The sequence below is a fragment of the Rhizobium tumorigenes genome (assembly GCF_003240565.2).
In the GTDB taxonomy this organism is placed as follows: domain Bacteria; phylum Pseudomonadota; class Alphaproteobacteria; order Rhizobiales; family Rhizobiaceae; genus Rhizobium; species Rhizobium tumorigenes.
Map to the genome: position 1 here is coordinate 526,669 of NZ_CP117256.1, position 25,664 is coordinate 552,332.

Below are 25,664 nucleotides of genomic sequence, written 5' to 3' on the forward strand. Positions count from 1 at the left end.
GAACCTATTGTAACGAGTGTTACATCTAGTTGTATCACTATCATCACAGCCAATGCAACGCTTCATAGGCTTGTTATGTGCGCGCGGTAGGCAAACCCTGCGTCGATCCGGGCGCACGGCCATCACAAGGGACCAATTTATGTTTCGTTCATTCCGCCCCCTCACTTTATCTCTTTGCTTTGGAACCGCACTCGCAACGCAGCCCATGCCGCTCCAAGCGGCGACGCCGGCTTCCTCCCAGCATGTGCTCATCATCAGCATCGATGGCCTTCATGCAGTCGACCTGGCCCGATATGTGAAGCAGAATCCCGCATCTGCGATGGCCAAGCTCACGTCGATGGGCACGACCTATACCAACGCCTCGACCGCTGTACCCTCGGATTCGCTGACATCCGTCGTCAGCATGATGACCGGCGGCACGCCGCGCACGACGGGCATCTACTATCCTGAATTCTATGCCCGCAATCTTTCACCCGCAGGATCTGACTGTTCCGTGCTGGGCGCACATGTCATTCTCGACGAGTCCGTCGATGCCGATCCGAACGCCGTCGATGGCGGTGCTTCCAAGAATGGCGGATCCCCAATCGATGTCGCCAAACTTCCGCGTGATCCCGCCAAGAAATGCGCGCCGGTCTACCCCCATGACGAAGTGCGCGTGAATACCGTGTTCGAAGTGGTTAAAAGCCATGGAATGCGGACAGCCTGGATGGACAAACACCCGGCCTACGAAGTCATCAATGGACCGTCAGGCACCGGAGTCGACGACCTTTATCTCCCGGAAATTCATGGCATCGAGGTGACGCTTCCCGCCATCATGGCGTATGACGACACAAAGACTGAAGCACTAAAAAACGAGATTCGTGGCTTCGACCACACCGGCAAGAACAAGGTCGGTGTCCCCGCACTGTTCGGCCTCAATATTCAGGCCCTCAATATCGCCCAGAAACTGCCGGAAGGCGGATATCTCGACAGCAACGCGACACCAGGTCCGCTCATTGCCGAGGCACTCAAGCACACCGACGCATCCTTGCAGACTGTCATCGAGACGCTGAAGAGCGAGAACCTCACCGATACCACGACTATTATCCTTACAGCGAAGCACGGGCAGATGCCGATCGCTCGCTCTGAATTGAAGACGGTCAGTACGTCTCTGCTCAAGGGATTGATCGGCGACAAGATGGGCGCCAACATTCAGGACGACGTGATGTTGGTCTGGTTGAAGGATCACAGCGAGACAGAGGCCGTTGCCAAGCTGATGCGGGCACATCCGGAACTGGGCCTCGGGCAGATCCTATACGGTGACGCGCTGGCCTCGGTGGTTGGCGATTCACGGACGGATCCTACCGCCCCCGACATCATCGGGTTGGTGAACCACGGAACCGTCTATGCCGGAAAGAGCATGACGACACGCGGCGCGGATCACGGTGGCTTCTCGGTGGAGGATACCAACGTGGCGCTCGTTGTGGCTCAGCCGCATGCACAAGCTCGCACAATCACATCGCCGGCAAGCCTGGTGCAGTTGGCCCCGTCCGTATTGAAACTGCTCGGCATAGAACCGAACGAGCTGCAGGCGGTGAAAGTGGAATCAACACAGATCCTATCGGGTCTGTAACAAATGCCGAACGAGGGGGGGTAACTCCCCCTCGTGATCGGCTGAATGCTCCGGCTGACCGCTTGCAAAATCCGCAGATGAGCCGAGAGACGCATCGCTTCGGCCTGGTTCATAAGATGACCCATCTTTCTGTCCCGGGAATTGTGCTTCCTGTTGGAAACCCTCTTCCAATCTCCGCTTGTAATGATCTGTTTCGCCAAAAGATGGAGTTCGATATCGGGTGCAATAAGCGAGGGGTCCATGCCAATACGAATGATAAACACTTATTATTCCGCACGTTGATGCGGCTCACTTCTGTCTGCCGGATCACAGAAAAAATGTAATGCGAGACACGAAAACTCTGCAATGTGCGCGTGGCCGTGCAGCAGCTACTCGCTTCGGGCCGTAGCACGGTGGCGCTGTGCCCGCGCCAATTCGACGAACCGGCGTTTGATCTCTTCAAACAGCGCCGGTGGCAATGCCCCGTAGTAGCCGCTTTCTTGGTCGATCGGCCTGACGTCCGGTCCAGGCCAGACAAAGCGGTTGCTTTCGGTCAGAACAATCCAGGAGCGCTCATCGTCGAGCTCGAGGCGACGCTTGGTGGCGGCCGGGATTTCGACAGCATCTTGTGGATCGGATGGCGGCGAATGTGTGATTGGCAAAACCCGCACCGCCGGCGTTCCGTCTTCCAACGTGGCGACGATTGCCAGAACCAGGACGGGCCGGTCCTTATCGCCTTCCTCACGGCCTTCGAGATGCTGCCAATGCCAGAGATACGAATATCGAAACAGCCAGCCAACCCTGGGTTCAGTCGGCAGCATGCTTTTCCGTCAACAGTTCGGCATTGAGATGATCCAGCCCCGGTTCCATCTGCGATGCTTCAATGGCAGCGAGGTCATCCTCACTGAGGTCCGGTGAGAGTTCTACACGACGATCACGCTTCGCCAGCCGGACATAGTCCTCATAGGCGATCAGCACTGTACGCGGACGGCCGTTTTTGGTGATAATGACGGGCTCGCGAACTGCAGCGTCCTGGTAGGCCCCAAAATTTTTCGAAACCGCCGCAGCGGTAACAGTAGATGTCATGACAGAACTCCTTTGTTCCGGATTATACGGGATTTCCGGAACTATCGCAAGTTGCGATCTATGGAGCATTTAGGTGAAAGATAATTCCAAGATCCAATCGGCCGAGGACACCGAGTTGCGATCAACTTGTAGCGTCCCTCACGACGACGTCGTGACGCTCAAGCACCTGGCCAGCGAAGGCATGGGCGACAACTTGATGCGGGCGCTGGCATCTGGTTTTGCCTACCTGGAGGCTTGGTGCGTGCTGGCGACGGGCGCCCCCTGCCCTTGCCCGCCCCTGAAAGTCTGCTTCTACAATTTGTAGCCTACCATCTGTGGCATCCAGTCCAACGTTAGATCAACGCCGACCACGGCATGCCCAAGGAGGTCGCGATCGCGCTCCTCAAGGGCTTGTTGAGAAGCACCGGACCGCGTGCCCCGGCGACCATTCGCCGTCTGTTGACAAGGTGGCGTGGGCTGACCGGATTGGTTTCGGCGTCGTCGCTGAAAAGCACTCCGCTTGGCTCGTCCACGACACCAATCACAGCAGCAAGGAAAAAACGCGATTTGACTCAGCGTATAGGATTAACCCGTCAACGTGAGAAATAACAGGACCTTATGATGCGTATCAGCATCGAGGCCCCCTGCCGATTTACACTCTGCCCGCAGCGAGCTATCGGCAATCACCTGGGCGGAAGTAGGATATGTGAGGTGTCGGGCGACGCGAAGTTGGGCGCGCCGGCGCGCCACTCGAGCTGTCGAAGCGGTCGACAAGAACGGCGGACCTGCTCTAATCACCTTTTGCTTGATATAAATTATGATGGCGCGCCGCGGGTTGCGCACGTTTATGATGAACGCGTCTGCTCGTTTGGCGAGGCGGGGGTCGCGCCGCTTCGGTTAGCGCGAAGAAGGCAAAGTGGTAGGTGCCTGACGTCCACAAGCGGACGTCCCCCAATCTTTCATGTAGAGCGCCTCAACCGACTAGCAATATCCACCTTACTTGACCTCAGACACCCACTTTCACTAAAGTTGCGGTTTTTCAGCAAGAGAGACTGATAATCGACTAGGCCTTGTAATGCGTACCGGCATCGAGACCCTCTGCCGATTTACAGTTCTTACTTGGGAGCGGGAAGCCACGCCCGCAAAAGGAGTGGGATTTTGGTATCCCGCATCGGGATATCACCACAAAGAGGCTCAAAACGTGGCCCCGGTTCGTTCACCCTTTGGTTGAGTCATATTAGAATTTTGCACCGCAGATGGAACACTTGGCGAACGCGTTGCCTGCTCGTGCATAAGCGAAATGACTGACTTTTGGCCTCTCAAATTGAGCGATAGTTTTACTCGACCATTTCATCTTTAAAGTGTTCCAGACGGCGACCGCAAAGCCACGAGTAGCGGTCTGAGCTTGTGCTTGCGCCGATGCTTTTCAATCAGGAAATCGATCCTCGCGGTCCAGTCTTCAAAGCGGCCGGCGGCGTCGTAGGCAAGCGCAGCCTTTTCAAGCCATTGGGCCGCTGACGCATATTGCCCCGATTGCCCAGCCTCCATGATACTGCTTGCCATGCGTTCGGCGATTTCGATCACCCAGTCCGGATGAGTGGCATGCGCGACGTCCGCAAGTTTCATCAAAACCGTGTCGGACGGATTTGCCGGCAAGATATCGAGATCGACGAACCGTATAGCCTCCTCAATCATGTCTTCGCTGAGGTAGATCCTGGTTCTGTCCCAGGCATGACGCGCAGCCGCGAGGCTGCTCAACAGAGCGCCACGAAGTTCGATCCACTCTGGCCCAGCCAACGTTGCTGCGACTTCAAAATCCTCAAACGACAGGCTCTCCTCAAAGGCTCGCCGCGCCGCCACCATCGCCAGCTTCTTTCGTCCCAACAAACCGGCATTGTCTCGCAGCCAACGGGCCAAGCTGGCCGCCCCCGCGAAACCGTCGCCCTCACACGCCAGGTTTACGCCCCACTCGGCAAGGTCTAGCGCCGCATCACCGTGCCCGGCGTCCTTGAGCAGGCGCGCAAGCTGGAACGTCTCCTCGCCAGAGCGGAACCGTCTGCGTGCATAGTCCCCCGCTTCATTGATGCGTCCCAGCCGCACCAACATGGCGGCATAATCGCCATGGAGGCCTGCTGCGCTGGCAAGATTGAGGAACGCGTCGATCCGTCCGCTGATATCGAGGACACGCAGCCGCGCTCGCGTCAACCGCTCGGTCGTCCAATCGCTTCGCCCCGAAGGCGGCCAGGACCGGCTTCTCCCAGCCAAGGCATCGTCAAGACCGATCTCATCCCACCCTTGATCGAGGGCATCGACTGCAACCTGCAGGTAGTCATCCAGCCCGTAGTCGTTGAGCATACCTTGCCAGACATCGAGCCGGACCATCAGGTCATCGCGTTCTTCCGGAGGGAGGTCACACATGAGGACTGCCTCGGCGATGAGCTGTCCTAGCGGGGAGAAAAACTCGTGCAGCGTCTCATCGAAATCAGCCTGTTCTCTCCAGGCCGGCACCAGCGCTTCCATCAGCGGCACCAAAATCTTCAGAGCATCGCCTCCTTTGCCGATGTCGAGGAACGGCCTTGCGTTGTCGATCAGCGCTGCGAAGGCTTCTTCATCAACGGCACCCACGTCATCGTCCCAGCGACGCCGGCGCGAATAGCCTCCCGACAACAGCCGCTCCGCCTGCCGCATGACGACCTCCGAATTGACAGCACTTGCAAGCTTACCCCTCACGCCCGGTGTTGCGGTTTCTAGTTCTGCCTCGAGCCAGGGTTCCAGCCCAGGATCCTGTCCAGCCCTCTTGACCAACAGGGCCACCAAAGCCTGTCGATCAAGGTCGCTAATCATGTCAGCAAGAGAGGGACGCTGGGGAACCGCACTAGGCGCCTCGTTATACTTGAGGAGCACCGCGACGATGTGTTTGCAGGCACCGCCCCAGTCATACGAGCAGGAACAACGCGTAGCGCCCAAACCGCCGTCATAAAGTTCTAATGTGACGGCATAGGGTGAGAGCTCGCTACCGTCGACCTCGGCAATTGTCCGCTCACCACGACGCTCCAAGCTGGAAACCGCACCGCGACGAAAATACTCTAGGCCACGCGTAAAGGATTCGACAGTCGCCACCGCGCGCACGTCGCTCTCGTCGAATATTGCATCCTTCATGGATCGTCCTCCTTCTCAAACCGAACCCGCGGCCGCCGGCTTCCTCGGCTGCATCTTCCTCACCCGCGTGCTCGCTATTCACCTGTTCCTTCAAACCATAGGCCGCCCGCAGCTTTTTTTCTTCTTAGTAGCCCCAGCAAGTGCCTCGACGTTTGCCAGGTCGCGCAGCGTCTCCCTGCCAAACGCGGAAAGGGAGCAAGGGGTTGTCCCATACGTATATGGCGCACCCGTGTTGGACTGCTTGGCCCTGAAAAAGAAAGCCTGAACCGCGAAGTGTGGCGACGACATCGCGTCCGCTATTTCTTGCCGGTCGAGTGCTGAGAACGCAGCGGCTGGTGCCAAATACTCGCAGCAGCAAAACCGGTTTCGACCTTAATTTGAAATACCTCCCTCAGATGTGGTGGCTGAGCACGGACGGCCACAAGATAATGCGAAATGCGGCAGTGCCGCCACACATCTCTCCAGATTCGGTCAAGCAAAGGGCTCTAATCATAAATAGCTACCCTCGGACTCGCTTTTACCACCATCGCGTACGCGCCAGGATTCACGGCGTAAGTCATCACACGTGATCAGCGTGCCAGGTAACCGAGGCAATCGGCGATCTTGGAACCTGGTCCGCACTTAGGTGTTGTGACTCAAACAAAGGAGCTTCACATGACGTCGAATGTCGAAAATGAACCAAGCCTAACTCCATCTGCCGATACTCACGCGGAAAAAGCCGAGAAGGTACGCGCCGGCAAAGGAGTGGCGGGTGTTCTGGGGGGTGTAGCCGGCCTGTTCCTCTTAGCCTTTGTCGCGATCATTATCGGCGCGCTTCTTCTGGGCCTTCATATAATTTAATGATCACGGAAGAAGGGACCCGGGCGCGGTGAGAGCGCTTAAACCCGGACAGTTCAACCAAGCTGGACTTCTTATGCATATACTTTCAAGTGCGCCTAGGTTTGCACCGGCGCCTCGGCAAGCCCTTTCTGATTTCGTTCGTGATCAGGGTGGGTTGATTACGGCCCTTTCGGCACTGGCCGCCAATGGGTCGGCGTCCAATCATCCCATAGCCCTTGCCACATCTCGAAAACCTGATCTGTTCTGGACAACTTTTGCGGAACGTCTGAACGCCAGACCACCTGCGTTCTCCAGTCGCTTTTCGCCGTTTGTCATGGTCTCTCGTACTGCCCAAACGTCGACGCCAACGTTGACCGGTACTTCTTTGAGGCCTTTCCAATTGCTCATGCTTTTATTCTGTCGAAATGACAGAAGTTCGCAAGGGCAAGGGGCGTGTACATACCGCGAGTGCGATATTTTCAAGTGCACATGATTTAATTTGTGGGACAATCGCATTGCTAGCCCTGGGATTTGTCGTTTCGCTCCAAGCGTGCCCCCCTGGCTAGCGCCGGATCGTAAGAGGGGCGACTATCTCGCCGTTCATAGGTGTGGCGTGGCCACCACCATCTGATGTCGGCCGACCCGACTCTCGGAAAATCATATCTAAGGCGTCTGTCAGTCGCCTGGTCTTCGGACATTTCGAACTGTAGTAGATCGTCTGCGCTTCCCGGCCAGTTGACCACGTGGCTTTGCCTCCCCAATGGAGATGCAAAAGCCCGGCTTCAAGGGCCGGGCTTTTCAGTCTTTCTACAATCGAGCCTTCAAGCGAGATTCTCAGGCATTTCCTTCAGCTGATCCTTGGTCCAGGTCGTGACAGCATGAACATCGCCATCCTCATCACGTATGATTCGAGATCACTGAGAACGACTGCAACGTGTTTTGCTCCCATGCCAAGGAAACCGCCTACATCGATTACGGCCTTGCCGCTCGGGCTTGTCCCGCTGATGTGATCAAGCGTTCCGACCTTGTGGTCGTCTGCTCCGTAAATGGTCGCACCTTCAAGAATTTCGGGCGTAAGATCAGCTGTGCTGAGGCGAACATGGTTTGTGTGGTCCAGTTATAGTCCTCCTTTAATTCGAATAGGCTTACTTAAATCCGGAGCGAGCGAGGGTGTTCCACGCGAGCGACCTTGGAATTTGTCCGGCGCGAGTTCGAGTAGGACTTATATTACCTCGAGCGGTGTGCCGTACTTAAGGCTGGCCGCTACCGCCGGCTGCCCCGTAAACCTGACCTGTCGCATAACTCGCATCGGCAGCGGCGAGTTGGACGTAGATCGACGCCAATTCGGCAGGCTGGCCGGGCCGGCCAAGCGGGGTGTTGCTACCAAAGGACATGAGTTTGACTTGCGTGGCGCCGCCACTCACCTGCAACGGTGTCCAGATCGGCCCAGGGGCGACGCCATTGACGCGGATGCCTTTGGGGCCGAGCTGCTTTGCCATCGACTTGGTGAAGGACATCATCGCAGCCTTCGTCATCGCGTAATCGACCAGGTCTTCGGATGGGTCGTAAGCCTGTTCCGACGTTGTCTGTATAATTGCCGATCCTTCAGGCAGATGCGGCAATGCGGCCTTGGTCAGCCAAAACATCGCGTAGAGGTTAGTCTTCATTGTTGCATCAAAGTCTTCGCTGGATATATCGAGGAGCGACGGACGCTGTTGTTGCCGACTGGCATTGTTGACGAGGATATCAAGACCACCAAGCTGGCGCACCGCCTCCTCGACAATCTTGCCGCAACGAGCTTCGTCTCGGATGTCGCCGGGCAATGCCACGGCCACCCTGCCCTCTTGTCTGATCAATTCGATGACTTCGCGCGCGTCAGGCTCTTCATCCGGCAGATAGCTGATCGCCACATCCGCACCTTCACGCGCAAATGCTATGGCTGCCGCACGCCCCATGCCGGAGTCCCCCCCGGTGATCAGTGCCTTGCGGCCGGCAAGCCTTCCCGATCCTTTGTAGCTGCTCTCGCCGTGATCTGGCTTGGGGTCCATCTTGCTGGCGAGGCCAGGCCAAGGCTGCGTCTGCGATTTGAACGGTGGCTTTGGATAGAGCTTTGTCGGGTTGCTGATTTTGACCTCATTCGCAACTGCGGCAGGTGGTTGCGCTGCGTTTGTTTGGCGTGATGCCAAAGCTACAGTTGCCATGACTGCAGTAGCACCGCCAACTATGGCCCTGCGGGACAGCTTTGGTGGCAACGTCTGGTCATGCTTGGTCATTGGATATCCCTTCCTTGATTTACCAAACAACCAGCTTTGAGCCGTTCCGTTCCGGATCTACGTCGTCAAGCCATTAATTGGGATGCGATAGATAGGGAACCTGAACGGTGAGCATCTGCTCAATTTGCTGTTGTGGAAGCCCCTGCTGGCTTCTGCGCGTCGCCTGGATGGATCTCGTACGAATACTAGCCTGCTAGCGCGAATACGATTATGAGTGCCGCCGCGACGAACGCGATCATCCGACGGTACGGCCTGGGACGTTCATTAGTCAATTTATCCTCCGGACCTGTCAGGATCACGGCGTCTTCCCGGACCCTCGAACACGAGAACCCGACGCTAGGCACAATGTTCCGCCGCTCCACTTTATCCATACTCCGTCGCCTTGAAAGTCGATCCGATCAGTGTACTTCGCCTTTAACGGCCCAATCATTTCAGCGATCGAGATCCATACGTGTTCATGAGCGGTATCATCGCCCCAGAAGGCCCGATTGCCATCTCCGAGGCCAAAATCCTCTTCGATGCAACGGCGATCATGCTTGCCGTAATCGTTCCTGTTATTTTGGGGACGATCGGTTTTGCGTGGTGGTTCCGCGAAGGCAACCAAAAGGCCCACTACCGCGCCGACTGGACGTATTCAGGTCATATTGAATTGGTCGTTTGGTCTGTCCCGGCTTTGGTGGTGCTCTTTCTCGCTGGCATCACCTGGCTTGGGACCCATGAACTCGACCCTTTCAAGCCTATCGCTTCCAACCAGAGGCCCTTGAATGTCCAGGCGATCTCCCTCGACTGGAAGTGGCTGTTCGTCTACCCCGACGAAGGCGTGGCGACGGTCAACCACCTCGTCGTACCAGTCGGGCGTCCGCTGCATTTCTCCATCACCTCGGCGTCGGTGATGAACAGCCTGCTGATCCCCCAGCTTGGGAGCCAGATCTACGCGATGGCCGGGATGGTGACCCAGCTAAACCTCAAGACCGACCACGCGGGCACATTTCGCGGGCAGTCTGCGCAATTTAGCGGCGAAGGGTTTTCCGACATGGTCTTCGATGTCCAGTCCCTGCCGCCGGACCAGTACAAGACGTGGGCCGACAAGGCTCGAACCGATGGCAACATGCTTGACGAGCCCGCGTACTCGCAATTGACGCAAGGCAACACGCCACGGCTCGTCCAGACTTTTGGAAAGGTTCAGCAGGGTTTGTTCGACAAGATTGTCGCGAGATCCGGCGGGAATTTCCAGCCCACCAATCTGGCCCCGGCGACCCCGACAGCGATGGAGATGCCTTGATGCTCGGCAGACTTGACTGGAGCGCGATCCCCCTCGATCAACCTATCCCGCTGATCGCCGCAGGCATCGTCTCGCTGACGGCCCTTGCTTTGCTCGGCCTGGTTACTGTCAAAGGTTGGTGGCCCTACCTCTGGAACGAGTGGATCACCAGCGTTGATCACAAGCGGATCGGCGTTATGTATGTCATGCTGGCCTTCGTAATGCTGATGCGCGGCTTCGTGGACGCCATCATGATGCGCACCCAGTTGGCCCTGGCGGCAAACGGGGCGCAAGGGTACCTACCCCCTGAGCATTATAATCAGATATTTTCGGCCCACGGGACGATTATGATCTTCTTCGTTGCCATGACGTTCATGGTCGGCCTGATGAACTTTGCGGTTCCGTTGCAACTGGGCGTCAGGGATGTTGCCTTCCCCGTCCTGAATTCGGTCAGTTTCTGGCTGACGGCCGCTGGCGTCCTTCTCATCAATTTGTCGCTGGTCATCGGGGAGTTCGCAAAGACTGGATGGCTGGTCTATCCACCGTTGTCGGAGCTGACCTACTCTCCGGGTGTGGGCGTCGACTACTACCTGTGGGCGCTACAGATTTCTGGGCTGGGCACGCTTCTGTCCGGGATCAATTTGACGGCGACGATCCTGAAGCTGCGGGCTCCCGGCATGGGTTACATGCGCATGCCGATCTTCTGCTGGACGGCGCTCGCCTCGAACCTGCTGATCATCGCCGCCTTTCCAATCCTGACGGCCACCTTCGCGATGCTCCTGTTGGACCGATACCTTGGGTTCCACTTCTTTACCAACGACCTCGGCGGCAACGCGATGATGTACGTCAACCTGATTTGGGCATGGGGACATCCGGAGGTTTATATCCTCATCCTCCCCGCCTTCGGGGTCTTCTCGGAGGTAATCGCCACATTCTCGCGCAAGTCCCTGTTCGGGTACCGCTCGATGGTCGCCGCCACGATGGCGATCTGCATTCTGTCGTTTTTGGTCTGGCTGCACCACTTCTTCACGATGGGCGCTGGAGCCGACGTGAATGCCTTCTTCGGCATCATGACGATGATCATCGCAATACCGACGGGGGTCAAAATCTTCAACTGGCTGTTCACGCTCTATGGCGGGCGTATCCATTTCGGGCTTCCGATTTACTGGGCCCTGGGATTCATGGTGACCTTCGTCATCGGCGGAATGAGCGGCGTCCTGCTGGCAATCCCGCCGATCGACTTCAACCTGCACAACAGCCTGTTCCTCGTCGCGCATTTCCATAATGTCATTATAGGCGGCGTGCTGTTCGGGGCCTTCTCCGGCTATAACTACTGGTTCCCTAAGGCTTTCGGCTTCAAACTGAACGAGCCCCTTGGCAAGGCGGCATTCTGGTGCTGGTTCGTCGGCTTCTATCTGGCCTTTATGCCGCTCTATCTGCTTGGCCTGATGGGCGCGACACGGCGCATGCAACACTACGACGATCCGACGTGGCAGCCACTGATGATCATTGCCCTCGGTGGGGCAGTGCTGATCCTGCTCGGGATTGTCTTTACCGTCCTCCAGCTCGTCGTCAGCATCCGGAACCGCGATCAGAACCTCGACGAAACGGGCGATCCGTGGAACGGCCGCACGCTCGAATGGTCGACTGTCTCCCCGCCTCCAGCCTGGAACTATGCTGTCCTCCCCAAGGTGACGAGCCTGGATGCCTTCTGGAAGACAAAGCAAGATGGCGATAGCCATGACCGGAGCGAACCGGTGGAGGCCATCGAAGTCCCACAGAACACCATGATCGGCATCACCCTTTCCTTCTTCGCGGTCATCTTGGGGTTCGCGATGATCTGGCACATCTGGTGGATGGCAATCTTCGGCGGGCTGGGCCTTGTGGTGGCCTGCCTCATCTATGCATGGCGGACGTCCACGGAGACCGAAATTTCCGCTCACGACTTAGCCGCGAGTGGGAGCTTCGGGCATGAGTGACGCCAGCGCTACCGGTGACCAAACCAAAATCCCACTCTCCGAGCGTGGGCCAGCCTCCAAGGAGATGGTCGTCCGGTTCGGCTTCTGGCTATTCCTTCTAAGCGATATTGTCGTCTTTGCAGGATTGTTCGCCGCCTATGCGGTCCTGTCGAAGTCCACTGCGGGCGGACCGACCGGACCCGAGCTGTTTAGCCGGACCCATACGTTCATCGAGACGACCTGTCTCCTTCTGTCGAGCTTCACCTGCGGTCTGATGACCGTCGGGGTCGAGATCCGGCAGCGGATGCTGATCTACCTATCGGCACTCGGGACCTTTGTCCTTGGCATTGGTTTCGTTGGACTTGAGCTGAGCGAGTTTATCGATCTCGTTGCACGGGGAGCCGGGCCGACACACAGTGCGTTCCTATCCGCGTTCTTTGCCCTGGTCGCCACTCACGGACTGCATGTGACCGCAGGACTGCTGTGGCTCATCGTCATGATGGCACAGGTTGCAACCCTTGGGCTGCGAGACATGGTCTTGAGACGCCTCTTCTGCTTTAGCCTGTTCTGGCACGCGCTCGACATCGTCTGGGTGGGGGTCTTCACAATCGTCTACCTGGGAGCAAGCTGATGGCCGACACAACCGGCAGCCAAAGCAACAATGGAGCGAAATCACCAGGAGAGCACGGCAAAGGGAAAGCAGCGATCAAAAGCTATGTCGCGGGTCTTCTTCTTGCATTCCTGTTGACAGTGGCATCGTTCTGGGCCGCGCAAACAGATCTTGTGTACGCTCCCGCCGTTCCAGTCTTGTTGGCTGCGTTGGCTATCGGCCAGATGGGCGTTCACTTGGTGTTCTTCCTCCACATATCGAGCGGCCCCGAGGACACGAACAATGTCCTGGCGCTGGCGTTCGGCGTATTCGTGGTTGGACTGGTGGTTCTGGGCTCGATGATGATCATCCATAACCTCAACGTTAACATGATGCCGAATGGCGCTCCCATGGGTATGGGCTAGCCAGGTTATTGTCGACAGCACTACATCGTGGGATGATTTCTTAGAGCGGTATTCTTACAACCAGGACTTCGTCCCCTTCTCCGCTACTGCTTTGGCGGCTGGAATTTGAACAGGGTGAAGCTGTCATCTGTCCAGTCACCCGTGTGGAACCATGGCGAATCCTGGATATGCGACGCCGTAATATAAATCGCGCCGTCGGGTCCTTGCGAGAACGTGTCCGGCCAGCGTAGGCGTGAATCCGTCAGGACGGTTTCCAGCTTGTTGTCCGCCGTCAGCATCTTGATGGAGTCGCTCTGCATCGTGCTCAGGAACAGGCGGCCCGACTTGTCCATCCAGAACCCGTCGGAGGGCTCGGTCGTCGCGACCTTCTTGACTTTCGAGGCAACCTCGTTGGGGGTAGCACCAGGGTTTTGCAAAACTGATGTGTCGATGCGATAAAGCGTCTTCCCAGTCAGCGCCTGGACATAGAGAAGCTTGCCATCCGGCGACAGGGCGATGCCATCGACGTTGAACATCGGTCCACGGCCGTCCGGGCGTTGAGCGGCTTGTCATCGGTCTGGACAACAACGGTGGGGTCGGCCTGAGTGGAAGCATCGTCGCTGAGCGCGCGCCAGGCCTTGCCGTTTGCAAGATCCACGACAACGATGGCTCCCGGAGAGCCGAATCTGTCATGTAGGCGAACTTGCCGTCCGGGGAGATGCGGACGTCGTTGAGATAGCTGGCAGGACCTGCGGCGTCGGTGCCGAATGCGTAAGTGCGTTTGACCGCATTTGTCTTCAGGTCGATCTGAACGAGTTTTGGTCCACCCTTAATGACCTTTTCGGAATTGGGTGCGGCCGCGTCGACGACCCAGAGCGATCCGCGGCCGTCGGCAACCACGCTCTGCACGGTGACGAAATGCTCTCCGGGCGTGACCTCGTTCATCCGGGCGTTGCGCCACGAATTCCATTCGTCATTCGGATAGGGTTTGATCGAGCCGTCCTTCTGCACTTCGGCGACCGATACCGGGACGTCTTCTGACCAGCGCGGGAAGTTCACGAAAATGCGGCCGTCCTCTGAGACAGTGACGCCGGTCACCTGATGGTCAAATTTTGCCACCTGCTCAAGACGCTTGTCGGTGGAACCTGTGATCGGAGCGACCAGCTTGCTCGTCTCGCTCTTCAGCTTGTCGAGCATCTGAGCGCTGGCAGGAAACGTGGCGAGGCTGGTTGCCGCTGTCACAGTAACGATGAGAGCTGCGTTTCGAAGAAAAAAGAAGGATGCTTTGGCTCCGTTCAACTGATGCCGATCAACGACAATTCCGAACATGAGTTCCGTACGAGACGCCGTTGGTCGCCTAAAAGGCGGAACTGCGGCCGTTCCTGCTCGTTGAATAATTTCAACGGAGGAAACGACAATGGCTACGAACTCGATCCCGGCCTCAGGCAAACTGCGACCGAAATCGCTGAACGAAGACACCCAGAGCGACGAACTTCAGGAAAGCAGCGTCGATGAGCAGCGCGAGCCGCCGGTCAACATGGGAAACAGTCGCGAGAGTGGCAATGGCGTGACCGAGGCAAACCCGGAAACGGGACGCGTCGATCCGAAGGATCGCATTCCAGCGCCACAGTTCTCCAATCGCAAATGACGAATTGAAGAGGTTGAGATGTCCAGTTCCCATACGGCCTCTGAACATTAAAGGGGCACAGATATACGGTAGGCCGAAGGTAAACGAGATGGGTCGGAAGCCGGTATCGTCGAGCGCGGGCTTTTCTTCCCATAGGTAATCACCGGTAAGATTTACGTGTTCCCATGAGAGCGGCGACAGGCTGGCAAGCAGGGGCTCGGCGACTGGCTGCCCGGTATTTCGAAGGACATCGACGACACAGCCCGTGTAGATCGTGTTCCAGTGAATGATAGCGGTGACGATCAGATTGAGGGCCGATGCTCGGATTGACAAGTTTTCCTGGCTTCGATCGCGGAACCGGCCGAGACGGTGGAGATTGACGCACGCACGAGACTGTTGCGGCTCTCCCCTTTATTCAGCTCTGCAGTTGTTGTCTTCCGAAGATCCTCGTCATTGATCCAGTCGAGCGTGACCAGGGTCCGCTCGATCCGGCCCATGTGACGTAGCGCCTGGGCGAGACCGCTCTGCCTCGTGGTTGCGGACAATCGCTTGAGCATGAGCGAGGCACTGACGGTGCGCGTGCGCAGCGAGGTCATCAGGCGCAAAATATCGTCCCAATGCGCCCGGATCAGGTCGGCGTCGATGCGGTCGCCCATGACATTCTGAAGAATGCCATACTGTTTTGCAGGCCTAAAGCCATAGAGGCATCGCCCATCGAGATCGGGAATGCGAGGCACGAAAGCAAAGCCGAGCGCATGGCAAAATGCAAAGACGAGATCGCTGACGCCGCCGCCATCGACGTGATGGCGGACGATGTTGAGACCTACATCGGTTTCAAGAAGAGCATCGAGAACATGGACCGCTTCGCTCGCCGTCGCAGCGATGATCTTTGTGTGGAACGGAGCATAGCGGCCCGAGATCGCTGTGTAGAGCTTGATGATCGGGTTGGTTCCGTAATGGCCGTTGACGCCGCCGGCGACTTCACCGCCATCGCCAAGATGAATATGGTGTCCATCGGAGGAGGAGACGGTGTGAGAACCAAACACGGCCGCGAACGGGGCGGCATGTTGGGCCTCGACGAGCTTGGCAAGCGCCAGGGAGAACGTCTCCTCCCTGAAGTGCCATATCGCCATCTGCTGTAGCTGGCGGCGTGTTATGCCGGGGCAGGCGAGCGCCATCTTCGAAAAGCCGAGATTTGTGGCTTCGGAGATGAGCGCTGCATAGAACACACGCATGTCGTTCGGCGTCCGCCCGGTCTGAAGATGCTCAAACAGGGAGCTGAAGCCGGTCATTCGATCAATATCGGCGACGAGGTCCGTCAGCCGGATCGGCGGCATGGCTGCTGCCACTCGTTTTGCGAATGCGAGTGCAGCTTCGGTCTCGGCGGTTTTGACCGCGGGTACTCGCAACCCCTTTGCGCCGATGCGCGTGTCGCCACGACCGGTCTCCAAACGGTTCGCTGCCTCGCGCAGTTTCTGGTCCAGCGCTTCGGCTTTCTGAGCAAGATAGATCTCGACATCGATCGGAATTGCGACGGGGATTCGGGCCTCGGCCTTGATGATGGCATAGGTCTGGTGCGAGATCATGTCCTCGTCGAGCGCGCGGTAGGTGCGCGACCCTTTTATCCAGATCTCGTTGGCAGCAATCCGGTTCTTCAGTTCGACAAGGATGAAGAGTTCCAGCATTCTTTGATCGATCGAGCCGTCCGCTGCCAGGATCACCTTGATCCAGCGCTTGTCGACCAAATCGCGCGTTCTCAATCCAGGGCGGATTTGTCGAGCGACGGCGACCTTTTCCTGCGACCTTCATTTGCATCACTATGCCGATGAAGTCGCGGTTTTGACGGTTCCCCTCGAAGGTGAACGCTGTCAGGAACGGAGCTGAGAACCGCCGGACGCGCGCATATTGGGCCGGCGGGTAGGCGATCAGATCGTCATCTTTACGGGTACGAGAGGCCGCTTTTGCAGCTGCGGTCGCCTGCATCAACTGGTCCCAACTGCTGACAGCGTTGACTGCCTCATCCAGGGAAAGCCCGGTTTCGCGTTTGGTGGAAATAGCCTCTCCGAAGCTTGCTCGATTATCCCGACACATTCCGCAGAGTGAAAATGACACCGTAGTTACGTCCGCGATAAATAGGGAAAATCGCTGTCCACTCGACTCTGGCCCCGCTGACCATACGTCGATCTCACTACCGTATATCTGTGCCCGTTTAATGTTCAGGGGTCGGAAGGCTATCTGACCGAGGCGGCCAATCGCGGCGTTCCCCTTCCTGAGGCTATGGAACAGTCGAGGCACCGCTCCGTCCAGCAGGCGTCCAGCTATTACAACAATGCGACACGCCGCACCGGTCGGGCTGCCAGACTGATTTAGGCAAGTCATGCAGCAACGAAGATGGCCGGGCGGCGTGGTGCTGCACGCTGATCTGCGCGCCCATTTACGCTGGCGAAGGAATTGATATGACCAACGGGTTCATGATCTCCGTTACCATTTCGCCGTCCGGACCCTGATCAACGGCATCGCACCGGCGAAGATGTGGAGGCCGAAATCGAATCTTTTGGAAAACAGAGGTGGCTCGATGCCAACGCGTCGGTCAGCCGCGATGCAAGGCCTTTCCGATTTCCGCTGCAAGTTGTGCTTGAGTGTAAGGCTTGCCGAGGCGCGGAAGATCTATCCCGCTGCCAGCTGGGAGATCGGCGTATCCAGTCGCTATCAGGATCGGCATCCCCGGCACCTTTTCTCGTACAGCCTTGGCCAGCTCTGCACCGGTCATGCCGGGCATAGAATAATCGGTGATCATCAGGTCGAATGTGTTGCCCGATTCCAGATACTTCAGGGCATCCGCACCAGAATTTGCTTCCACGACTTCGTGACCGAGATCTTCAAGCATGTCCACCGAGGCCATGGCAATAAGAGCATCGTCGTCCACCATCAGGATACGGACAGCTCGAGTGACGCCAATGGCACCTGGCTCGACAGCGTCATCGACGGATATCGGTCGGAAAGTTTCGGGGAGCCAAAGCTCCGCAAAAGTTCCGTGACCGACAGCACTGGTGAGTCGCAAGCTTCCCTTCAACTGAAGAGCCAGACCGTGGACCATCGACAAGCCGAGGCCTGTTCCCTTTCCAAGTTCCTTAGTGGAAAAAAACGGGTCGACTGCCTTCATCAGTGTCTGTTCGCTCATTCCGGTTCCGCTGTCTTCCACCGATAGAACGAGGTAGCGCCCTGACGTCAGATCCTTGGAAACTCCCCGTATTTCTTCGCCACGAACGCGAACCTTGATTACTCCGCCGGAGGGCATCGCGTCCCGCGCGTTGACCACGAGATTGAGGAGTGCGAGTTCAACCTGGTTTGAATCGATCATGGCAGGCATCAGATTGTCTTCCAGCAGAACCTCAATTGCTATCGTCGTCCCGACCGATCGCTTGAGCAGATCCTCCATTCCCGTTACCAGCTTTCCGAGGTCCGTCGGTTCGGCGCTCAGATCCTGACGCCGCGCAAAGGCAAGCAAGCGTTGCGTCAGCGCCGCGCCACGCTTTGCGCCCTGGACAGCACCGTCAATCAGGCGAGATGCCTTCGGATCGTGCTGGAAATGCTTGCGAAGGAGATCAAGGTTTCCAAGCACGGCCATCAACAGGTTGTTGAAGTCGTGGGCGACACCGCCGGTGAGCTGGCCGATAACCTCCATCTTCTGAGCCTGCCTGAGTTGCTCTTCCGCTCTCTCCCGCTGGGCCACCTCTTCGATCAACCCCGCATTGGCTGCTTTCAACTCGGCTGTTCGCAGAGATACGCGCTCTTCAAGCAGATCGTTGACGCTCTTCAGCGTATCCTCGGCCGCGCGGCGTTCGGTAATATCGGACGCAATGCCTACGAGTTTTTGTGCGCCACCGTTACGGTCCCGGTAAAGCTGCGCGCGCACATCGACCCAGTGCTGGGTGCCATCGGGCCAGATGCAGCGGAAGTCGATGTCGCAATCCCTGCCAGTCTCCACTGTCAGAGATATTGCACGTTTCAGTCGCGGCAGGTCGTCCCCGTGAATAGTCGCCAACAAATGTTCGTAAGATAGCGGGCCGTCTTTCGACTTTCCGAAAATTGTGCGAAATAATTCAGAAGTCGTGAGCCGGTTTGCCTTGAGTTCCAGTTCCCAAGAGCCCAACCGCCCAGCTTCGAGCGCGGCCTGCAAACGCCGTTCGCCATCTGCAAGGTCGTTGACACGTGCACGCGCTTCGTATTGCCTTTGCCGGCCCTTCATGGCAGTGCGCGCCACGCTGATAAATGTGGTGGCGTGAAACGGCCTTTCCAGAAAAGTTACATTGCCGAGAATTTCCGAAAGCCGCGCCGCCGCCGGATTTTTTTCCGGACCGCCGCCTCTTTGCGTCAACACTATGAACGGCATGTCAGACCAGCTCGGCTGGCCTGCGATCCAGCTGGCGAGCGGCTTCAAGTCGTTCGATCGTACGGTCTCCTCTGTCAGCACTCCAAAGGCAACGTTTTCGCCGAGGGCTGCAACGAAGGAAGGAAGGTCTCGAGCCGACCGGCACACAATCTTTGCGGCAGAAAGGAGCGAAGAGGCCACATCTGCATCCCGCCCGCCAGGGGCAAGTATGATCGCGTCTGCAAAACGATCAGGAATTGCCCGGCCCTCCGGTGGTCATGACCATGAGAGGCTCGGAGACATCCGTGAGTACTGGCACGCCGCGCAACACACCCTGGAACCCGGAGAGCGGCGCACCGAGGCTCAGACCTGTATTGTCGATCCGGTATTCACGGATCGTGTCCTCGTGCCTACCGGCACGTTTCTTGATTACGGAGACCGCGCGGCGGACGCGCCCGGCAGCCTCGAAATAACGCAACAGTATGACGGTGTCGGCCAGATAGGTGACATCCACCGGAGATTTCATGTCGCCGAAAAGTCCGTGCTGGGCAACCGTGATGAACGTATTGGCACCCTGTCTGTTCAAGTACTGCAGAAGCTCGTGCATATGAAGGATAAGGGCATTTTCATCGGGCATCGCAGACTGATAGCCGTTGATGCTGTCGACGATCACAGTCTTTGCTTTGGCTTCTGTGACCCGGTCCATAACCCGACGAGTAAACTCCCCCGGCGACAGCTCAGCGGCGTCCAGTTGCTCTATGTGAACCAAGCCTTGATCGCTCAACGCCTCGAGATCCAGGCCCATCGCTTTCATGCGTGCGAAAAGTAGGCCAAGCTCCTCGTCGAAGATGAAAACCGCAGCGTTTTCACCACGGGCGACGGCGGCCTTGACGAACTCGAAGGTAAACGTGCTCTTTCCCGTGCCGGCAGGGCCAATGAGAAGCGTGCTCGATCCGCGTTCGACACCGCCTCCAAGCAGGCTGTCAAACTCAGCGTTGCCGGTCGGCAAAATATTACGGGCGAAATCCGTTCGGTGCTCGGCGGCACGCAATCGCGGAAACACCTCTACGCCGCCTGTCTTGATAGCAAGGTCATGATAGCCGCCGCGAAACGCCCGTCCACGGTATTTGATGACCCGCAGCCGGCGGCGCTCGGAACCATAATCTGGAGCGAGTTCCTCGAGGTGGATGACCCCGTGGACCACACTGTGGACAGTCTTATCCATCATCTCGGTCGTCATGTCATCGAGCAGCAGCACCGTTGCCCCCTGCCGCGCAAAGAAGTGCTTGAGAGCCAGGATTTGACGGCGATAGCGAAGCGAACTCTGCGCCAGAAGCCTGATTTCGGAAAGGCTATCGAGGACAACTCTGCTCGGCTTTATGCGCTCGAAAGCGTCAAAGATCAGCTTAGTCGTTTCACCGAGTTCGAGATCCGAAGAATACAAAAGGCTCTGCTGTTGATCGGGATCGAGAAGGCTTTCAGGCGGCACGAGCTCGAAGATCTCGATGGTATCATCGATGGACATCCCATGCGAGGCGGCGCTTGCCCGCAGCTCTGAATCCGTTTCGGAGAGTGTGATGTAGAGGCACTTTTCTCCGAGTTTGGCGCCTTCGAGAAGGAATTGTAGTGCGATTGTCGTCTTACCCGTGCCCGGATTTCCTTCCAGCAGAAACACATGATCGCGTGACAGTCCGCCGGAAAGTATGTTGTCCAGTCCGGCCACGCCCGTCAGGGCGTTGGTTTCCAGCCCTACGGCCATGTCAGCTCCTACTTTTGCAAATAACAAATATGTCGTCTAATCGAAAATTCAATCCGGTCAATTTCAGATCGCAGCTTGCCACAAGAATTGTCTAAGCAAATCCTGGAAGAAGAAACCCGCTTCAGTTGTTCAAAAGGAGGTCGTCAATATCGGTCACGCGTGAAAGGCCGGGCCGCGCTAAATTTTATCTCCATGTTTATGACTCCAAGCACAAACCTCGATAATTTTTTCAGTGGCGGAAAGTGCCGCCGGTCACTGTCTAACTTGGCCGTTCCAGCACGCTGCGCTTTTCTTCGCCGCGATATTTGCCCTGAGTTGGCAGATTTGGAAACTGAAGCTCTTCGGCTGACAAGCTTCTCTGTGCTGTTGTATCGATAGCCGAAGGATGTCGGGATCTGCCATTGCACGGATTGTCGCCAAGAGAGCTAATCGGCGGTTACGTTCTTCGGTGTTTGGGATGTTTCGTATTTCGAGACGACAGGAGAGACTATCGACTGGGAAGGTCGAGCGATTTGCCCAGCTTGTGGGTCGCGGCTTTTTTCGGTCGACGACAACGAAGTGGAGATTAAACTCGGCGCACTCGACGAAGCTCCGACCACGTTGGCCCCACCTACGAACTCTGGGTCAAACGCCGCGAGGCTTTGCTGCAACCCATTGCGGCGCGGAGCAATTTGACGAGGATCGCTTTATATAGAGGGAGCATGCGGCAAGAAGTCTCCCCGGCCGATATTCTGCGCCTCATTATAGCAGCGAACGAGCCTGGAAACTGGGGATTGCCGCAACCTGTCACATCTCCTCCACGCAAGCCCGTTTACCTCTTGTTAACCAGATGGTTCGAGCCTTGAGCTGATTGGATACCCACTTGCGAGATATGGAGGCGGTTGTGCGGCTTGTTGCAATTCCCGACAAGATTATTCCCCAGGGCGGGCACACGCTCATCATGGCGGATGGCGCGACCAAGCATGCGGTCTGCGTCCAATGCGAGACAAGCGAACTGGCGAGTGGTGATCACCACATCGGCATGATCGAGCACTTGGCAAGTGTGAAGACGGAACGAGGAGAGCGTTCCTTCGCCTATCGCTAAGGTGATCTGATCACAACCAGCGCAGCACGCATAAGGCGATTTTTGGAAATCTTCGTTAATGCTTTCCACAATTTCGCCTTATTTTAGCCCGTCCTGATTGCGACGGTATTGAAAAAATACCAGTAAAAGGCCCAGGCGGCCCGATGTTGCGATTCAGCCAACTCGAAGAACGTTGTGTGTGATTAAGCGTACAGTTCAAGGGCGTGGCCCAGGATGCCGAAGAGCTCATGGGCCATATCAAGGATGGCGTCAAAAGGTCGTCGATAAAGCCTAACGGCTTCATCCGGTAGGAAGCCCGCCGGTTTTGCTGCCCCCGGCGGGCATTTTTAGGTCCGCGCTTCACCCACATCTTCGGAGCTTATACCTCCGAACGGATGAGGAGATAGTCAAGCCCGCCGAGCCTGTACCAGCGGTAGCCGTAGGCATCGAGCAGCAACCGATGGCGCCCTTCGCTGTCCGCCTCACTATTTGCACCATCCATGATGTCGATGAGCTTCGCGCCCTCCCCCGCGGCCTCGTTGGGCTTGATCGTGAACTCGACAGGTTTCGGATGAAGGTTATGGATGACCAGCACGGAGTTGTTGCGCCAGTCGTAACGTAGGGCCAGGACCCCGTCGTCTCCAGTGTCGACGGCCGTGCATTCTCCCCACCCGATCTCTGGCGCTTCTTTGCGCATCCGGATCAGTCGTTCCATCCAGTTGAGCATCGAGTCTGCGTCGCGGCGTTGGTTGGCAACGTTGATGTGCGGATAGCCGTACGGGCCCTCGTTGATGACCGGCAACACGGGTTTGTCGCTTTTCGTGAACCCAGCTTGAGGTTCCGACGACCACTGCATTGGCGTTCTTGCGCAATTGCGCTCAGGCAGGTTCAGGTTGTCACCCATGCCGATCTCGTCGCCATAACGCAGAACCGGGGTGCCAGGCAACGAGAACATGAGGCTATAGGCCTGCCGGATGCGACGTGGGTCGCCTTCTAACATCGGAGCCAGGCGACGCCGGATGCCTCGGTCGTAGAGCTGCATATCCTTTTCGGGCCCAAAGGCCGCGAATACGGCGTTCCGCTGCTTGTTCGACAGCCGTCCCAGATCGAGTTCGTCGTGATTGCGAAGGAACATACCCCACTGGGCGGTCTCCGGCCGGGGCTTCGTATCATTCATTGCCTTAACCAAGGGCCGGGCGTCGGCTACGGCCAGCGCATAGAAAAGTGTCTGGTTGACCTGGAAGTTGAACATCATTTGCATTCGGTCGCCGTCATCGCCGAAATATTCCAAGTCAGTCTCAGGCAAGACGTTGGCTTCCGCTAGGATGATTGCATCGCCACGGCGCCACTGCAGGAATTCCCGAAAGCGCCGTAGCATGTCATACTGCTCTTTCGGCTTCGTAACATCCGCGCCCTTCTCGGCGATAACGAATGGGACAGCATCCATGCGGAACCCACAGACGCCAAGCTGAATCCAAAAACCCATGATCTTGAGAATTTCCGCCTGAACCAGCGGGTTGGCGGTGTTGAGGTCAGGCTGGAAATCGTAGAAGCGGTGGAAATAGTAGGCCTTTGCCTTTTCGTTGTATGTCCAAGTCGATTTCTGAACACCGGGAAAGACCATGCCTGTATCTGCATTCGCAGGCTTTTTCTTTGACCACACGTACCAGTCGCGATGGGGCGAGTGCGGATCTGCGCAGGCTGACTTGAACCAAGCGTGCTCGTTCGATGTGTGATTGACAACCAAGTCGATCAAAACTCGGATACCGCGCTGTTTGGCCGCATGCGTAAATTCCACGAAATCTCCGAGTGTCCCATAGCGCGGATCGACGTTGTAGTAATCGGAGACGTCGTACCCATCATCCCGCCCCGGAGATGTCTGAAAAGGCATAAGCCAGATCGCAGTGATGCCAAGACCGCTGAGATAGTCCAAGCGGCGCATCAGGCCTTGGAAATCGCCCGTTCCGTCGCCGCTGGAGTCCATAAATGAACTGACCGACAGGCAGTATACGACGGCGTTTTTATACCAGAGGTCATTGATCAAATTGATTTTCCTTCGGTCCGCTGACGGGCCCGCCCATCATGACAATAGCTTCCTTGAAACGAATGCCTTCAAATAGGCGCTCAAAGCTGACGGGCAATGCCATTAGCTTTCGCTTGACGGGCGCTGCGGCCTTCTTCGCTTTGCCAAGTCATGCCACGCAAGCCGCTGGCTTCTTGATTGGGGAATCCGCCGCCGGCCCCAAAACGTGTTGTAGGCTACGCCCTTGTCCCGACCAGCAATCAGGGCATGGATGAGGCTCCTATGGCCGAACTGCGTGATTTCGGCTGCTAGCGGATATGTCTGGAGCAGGGTCGGGTGCATTTTACGCGCTTGGCCACTTCTGACGAGGCTACTACTCGGTGATCTTACCGCCGCCGATGTGGTTGTCGTCGTATCGCCTTGCCCGGTCTGTGAGACACCTCCTGCAGGTGATGAAGATCTCGAGCAGCGCGGCCGTCCATTTTCATCGATCCGCAATCCGATCCGATCGATACGTCCACGCGACAGGGCATGTTTTCTCTGCAGGTTCTTGGCGCCGTCGCGCAGCTCTAAAGAACGCTGATCGTTGAGGGAACCAAGGCCGGCATTAACGCGCCAAAAGCCCGCGGCAATCCAGGCCTTCGGGAGAGACAGCTGGGAGCCCTACCCGGTTCGTCGTCTGATTGGCCGATCAGGGGTGTTGCAGGTAGGCTGGGACTTTACTCGAATTTACGCGACGACCCTGTTCCTGCCAAGCGCCTTCGCTTGATAGAGGTTTGCATCCGCAGCCTTGAGGCATTCGGATGGATCAAACCCTGTGGGGCAACGACATGCGCCTATGCTTGCAGAAATCATCACCCCGACGCCGGAGGGCGCATGCAACATGATCCCCGCGATTTCCTCTCGAAGCTTCTCGCAACGGCCACGCATTTCATCGAACGTCAAGCCAATTTGAAACAGGCCAAACTCTTCGCCGCCAAGTCTCCCAACGATGGAACTCGACTGCATTTGATAGCGTGCGAGGATCCCGCCGGCACAGCGAAGCGCCTCGTCGCCCGCTGCGTGACCGTATCGATCATTGATCGCCTTGAAATGATCGAGGTCCAGATAAAGCAGTGCTCCGGACAGGCTCTGCTGACTTGCGGCCTCAAGATCATCCATGAACGCGGTTCGTGTCAGGACTCCCGTCAGACCGTCTGTCCGTGATTGAAGGCGAAGCGCCTCATAGGCATCGGCAAGCCTTTGCAACGCGTCTCTTGTCGCGGCCTCAGCCCGCCGCACTTTTTCAGACTGCCAAAAATGCAGCGCCGAGGCAGGGATCGATATCGCCAGCGGGCAGAAGATCGTCATGAACAGGCCGGCACCTTCTACGCGGCCGCCCAGAAACGGAACGACGCTGAACGAAAGCGCCAGGGAGGCGACAACGGAAAGCAAGCCAGTCAAAACGGACTTCTGAATAACACGACGCATCGATACCACCGCCAGCAATGTCAATTCCCTATGACGCAGATGGCTTTAAATTTGTTGAATCCTATACAAAAAAAGCCATCCCACCGACCTGGGCGCTCAAAAGATCAGTCAGCAGCCGCTCCCTGCGTTTGGGTCGAGATCCTCATAGGAACATATCCCCGCCGTAGTGATGAACGCGTGTATGGTGGCAACGGTATAGACATCTCACCCGCAAGTGCGAGGGTACTATAA

The 25,664-nt window shown here is 57.1% G+C and carries 17 protein-coding genes and 7 pseudogenes; 12 read left to right on the forward strand and 12 right to left on the reverse strand.

From position 1 onward, the window contains the following. The first annotated feature begins 16 nt into the window (after window positions 1–16). The gene (locus tag PR017_RS20230; protein WP_133255628.1) at window positions 17–1,612 is read left to right on the forward strand and encodes an alkaline phosphatase family protein; all 1,596 of its coding nucleotides are present in this window, start codon (window positions 17–19) and stop codon (window positions 1,610–1,612) included. Between the two features lie 368 nt (window positions 1,613–1,980). Here PR017_RS20230 and PR017_RS20235 read toward each other — a convergent pair whose 3' ends face one another. Both PR017_RS20235 and PR017_RS20240 read right to left on the reverse strand, forming a co-directional pair. After that, window positions 1,981–2,412 carry a plasmid maintenance toxin (PemK-like) gene (locus PR017_RS20235; RefSeq protein WP_111221331.1) on the reverse strand — a complete coding sequence of 144 codons (432 nt, stop codon included), beginning with the start codon at window positions 2,410–2,412 and terminating at the stop codon, window positions 1,981–1,983. Continuing rightward, window positions 2,399–2,677: a type II toxin-antitoxin system Phd/YefM family antitoxin gene (locus tag PR017_RS20240; RefSeq protein WP_111221332.1), complete on the reverse strand. Its 279-nt coding sequence runs from the start codon at window positions 2,675–2,677 to the stop codon at window positions 2,399–2,401. Before PR017_RS20240 ends, PR017_RS20235 begins: the two co-directional genes overlap by 14 nt. A 91-nt stretch (window positions 2,678–2,768) precedes the next feature. Between PR017_RS20240 and PR017_RS20245 the strand changes: the two are divergent. Further along, window positions 2,769–3,169 (forward strand): annotated as a pseudogene (locus PR017_RS20245) (integrase); the annotation flags it as partial. Window positions 3,170–4,012: 843 nt separating this feature from the next. Here PR017_RS20245 and PR017_RS20250 read toward each other — a convergent pair. Next, complete coding sequence (locus PR017_RS20250) at window positions 4,013–5,785, reverse strand: SWIM zinc finger family protein (RefSeq protein WP_161959355.1); 1,773 nt, start codon at window positions 5,783–5,785, stop codon at window positions 4,013–4,015. A 684-nt stretch (window positions 5,786–6,469) separates the two neighbouring features. Between PR017_RS20250 and PR017_RS20255 the strand changes: the two genes are divergently transcribed. After that, entirely contained in the window at window positions 6,470–6,655 is a 186-nt protein-coding gene (locus tag PR017_RS20255) for a hypothetical protein (RefSeq protein WP_111221334.1), read from the forward strand. 800 nt (window positions 6,656–7,455) lie between these two features. Here the strand turns inward: PR017_RS20255 and PR017_RS20260 are convergent. Beyond that, a pseudogene (locus PR017_RS20260) lies at window positions 7,456–7,751 on the reverse strand (PRC-barrel domain containing protein). A gap of 133 nt (window positions 7,752–7,884) precedes the next feature. Beyond that, window positions 7,885–8,907 carry an SDR family oxidoreductase gene (locus PR017_RS20265; RefSeq protein WP_111221335.1) on the reverse strand — a complete coding sequence of 341 codons (1,023 nt, stop codon included), beginning with the start codon at window positions 8,905–8,907 and terminating at the stop codon, window positions 7,885–7,887. A gap of 457 nt (window positions 8,908–9,364) precedes the next feature. Here PR017_RS20265 and cyoA point away from each other — a divergent pair, with 457 nt between their 5' ends. Genes cyoA through cyoD form a run of 4 tightly spaced genes read left to right on the forward strand, consistent with a single transcriptional unit; the run spans window position 9,365 to window position 13,140 of the window. Further along, window positions 9,365–10,189 (forward strand): ubiquinol oxidase subunit II, encoded by an 825-nt coding sequence (gene cyoA, locus PR017_RS20270; RefSeq protein WP_161959356.1) that lies wholly within the window; start codon window positions 9,365–9,367, stop codon window positions 10,187–10,189. Then, a complete protein-coding gene (cyoB, locus tag PR017_RS20275; RefSeq protein WP_111221337.1) occupies window positions 10,189–12,147 on the forward strand; it encodes a cytochrome o ubiquinol oxidase subunit I in 1,959 nt (652 codons plus the stop codon). Before cyoA ends, cyoB begins: the two co-directional genes overlap by 1 nt. Further along, the gene (locus tag PR017_RS20280; RefSeq protein ID WP_111221338.1) at window positions 12,140–12,757 is read left to right on the forward strand and encodes a cytochrome (ubi)quinol oxidase subunit III; all 618 of its coding nucleotides are present in this window, start codon (window positions 12,140–12,142) and stop codon (window positions 12,755–12,757) included. Before cyoB ends, PR017_RS20280 begins: the two co-directional genes overlap by 8 nt. Beyond that, window positions 12,757–13,140: a cytochrome o ubiquinol oxidase subunit IV gene (gene cyoD / locus PR017_RS20285; protein ID WP_111221339.1), complete on the forward strand. Its 384-nt coding sequence runs from the start codon at window positions 12,757–12,759 to the stop codon at window positions 13,138–13,140. The genes PR017_RS20280 and cyoD overlap by 1 nt, the downstream gene beginning before the upstream one ends. Before the next feature lie 83 nt (window positions 13,141–13,223). Here cyoD and PR017_RS20290 read toward each other — a convergent pair whose 3' ends face one another. Together PR017_RS20290 and PR017_RS28340 are read right to left on the reverse strand one after the other, a co-directional pair. Then, on the reverse strand, window positions 13,224–13,655 hold the full coding sequence (locus PR017_RS20290; RefSeq protein ID WP_111221340.1) for an L-dopachrome tautomerase-related protein: 432 nt from the start codon (window positions 13,653–13,655) through the stop codon (window positions 13,224–13,226). A 202-nt stretch (window positions 13,656–13,857) separates the two neighbouring features. Then, window positions 13,858–14,448, reverse strand: a pseudogene (locus tag PR017_RS28340) (L-dopachrome tautomerase-related protein); the annotation flags it as partial. Window positions 14,449–14,536: 88 nt separating this feature from the next. On the opposite strand from PR017_RS28340, the gene PR017_RS20300 reads away from it, so the two are divergent. Continuing rightward, a complete protein-coding gene (locus PR017_RS20300) occupies window positions 14,537–14,767 on the forward strand; it encodes a hypothetical protein (protein ID WP_111221341.1) in 231 nt (76 codons plus the stop codon). A gap of 195 nt (window positions 14,768–14,962) precedes the next feature. On the opposite strand, the pseudogene PR017_RS20305 reads toward PR017_RS20300, so the two are convergent. After that, window positions 14,963–16,467: pseudogene (locus PR017_RS20305) on the reverse strand (Tn3 family transposase); the annotation flags it as partial. Window positions 16,468–16,975: 508 nt separating this feature from the next. On the opposite strand from PR017_RS20305, the pseudogene PR017_RS20310 reads away from it, so the two are divergent. After that, window positions 16,976–17,116, forward strand: a pseudogene (locus tag PR017_RS20310) (integrase); the annotation flags it as partial. Between the two features lie 220 nt (window positions 17,117–17,336). Here the strand turns inward: PR017_RS20310 and PR017_RS20315 are convergent. Together PR017_RS20315 and PR017_RS20320 are read right to left on the reverse strand one after the other, a co-directional pair. Further along, window positions 17,337–19,319: a hybrid sensor histidine kinase/response regulator gene (locus PR017_RS20315; RefSeq protein WP_240539061.1), complete on the reverse strand. Its 1,983-nt coding sequence runs from the start codon at window positions 19,317–19,319 to the stop codon at window positions 17,337–17,339. Window positions 19,320–19,368: 49 nt separating this feature from the next. Then, window positions 19,369–20,877, reverse strand: coding sequence for an ATPase domain-containing protein (locus PR017_RS20320; RefSeq protein WP_111221343.1), 1,509 nt, complete (start codon window positions 20,875–20,877; stop codon window positions 19,369–19,371). A 378-nt stretch (window positions 20,878–21,255) separates the two neighbouring features. On the opposite strand from PR017_RS20320, the pseudogene PR017_RS20325 reads away from it, so the two are divergent. Then, window positions 21,256–21,571, forward strand: a pseudogene (locus PR017_RS20325) (GFA family protein); the annotation flags it as partial. A 189-nt stretch (window positions 21,572–21,760) separates the two neighbouring features. Beyond that, window positions 21,761–21,961 carry a hypothetical protein gene (locus PR017_RS20330; RefSeq protein WP_133255629.1) on the forward strand — a complete coding sequence of 67 codons (201 nt, stop codon included), beginning with the start codon at window positions 21,761–21,763 and terminating at the stop codon, window positions 21,959–21,961. A 358-nt stretch (window positions 21,962–22,319) separates the two neighbouring features. Here PR017_RS20330 and PR017_RS20335 read toward each other — a convergent pair whose 3' ends face one another. Next, window positions 22,320–23,984 (reverse strand): alpha-amylase family protein, encoded by a 1,665-nt coding sequence (locus PR017_RS20335; RefSeq protein WP_111221345.1) that lies wholly within the window; start codon window positions 23,982–23,984, stop codon window positions 22,320–22,322. A 177-nt stretch (window positions 23,985–24,161) separates the two neighbouring features. Here PR017_RS20335 and PR017_RS20340 point away from each other — a divergent pair. Next, window positions 24,162–24,641: pseudogene (locus PR017_RS20340) on the forward strand (recombinase family protein); the annotation flags it as partial. A gap of 51 nt (window positions 24,642–24,692) precedes the next feature. Here the strand turns inward: PR017_RS20340 and PR017_RS20345 are convergent. Continuing rightward, window positions 24,693–25,442, reverse strand: coding sequence for a GGDEF domain-containing protein (locus tag PR017_RS20345; RefSeq protein WP_240539065.1), 750 nt, complete (start codon window positions 25,440–25,442; stop codon window positions 24,693–24,695). Window positions 25,443–25,664 lie beyond the last annotated feature (222 nt).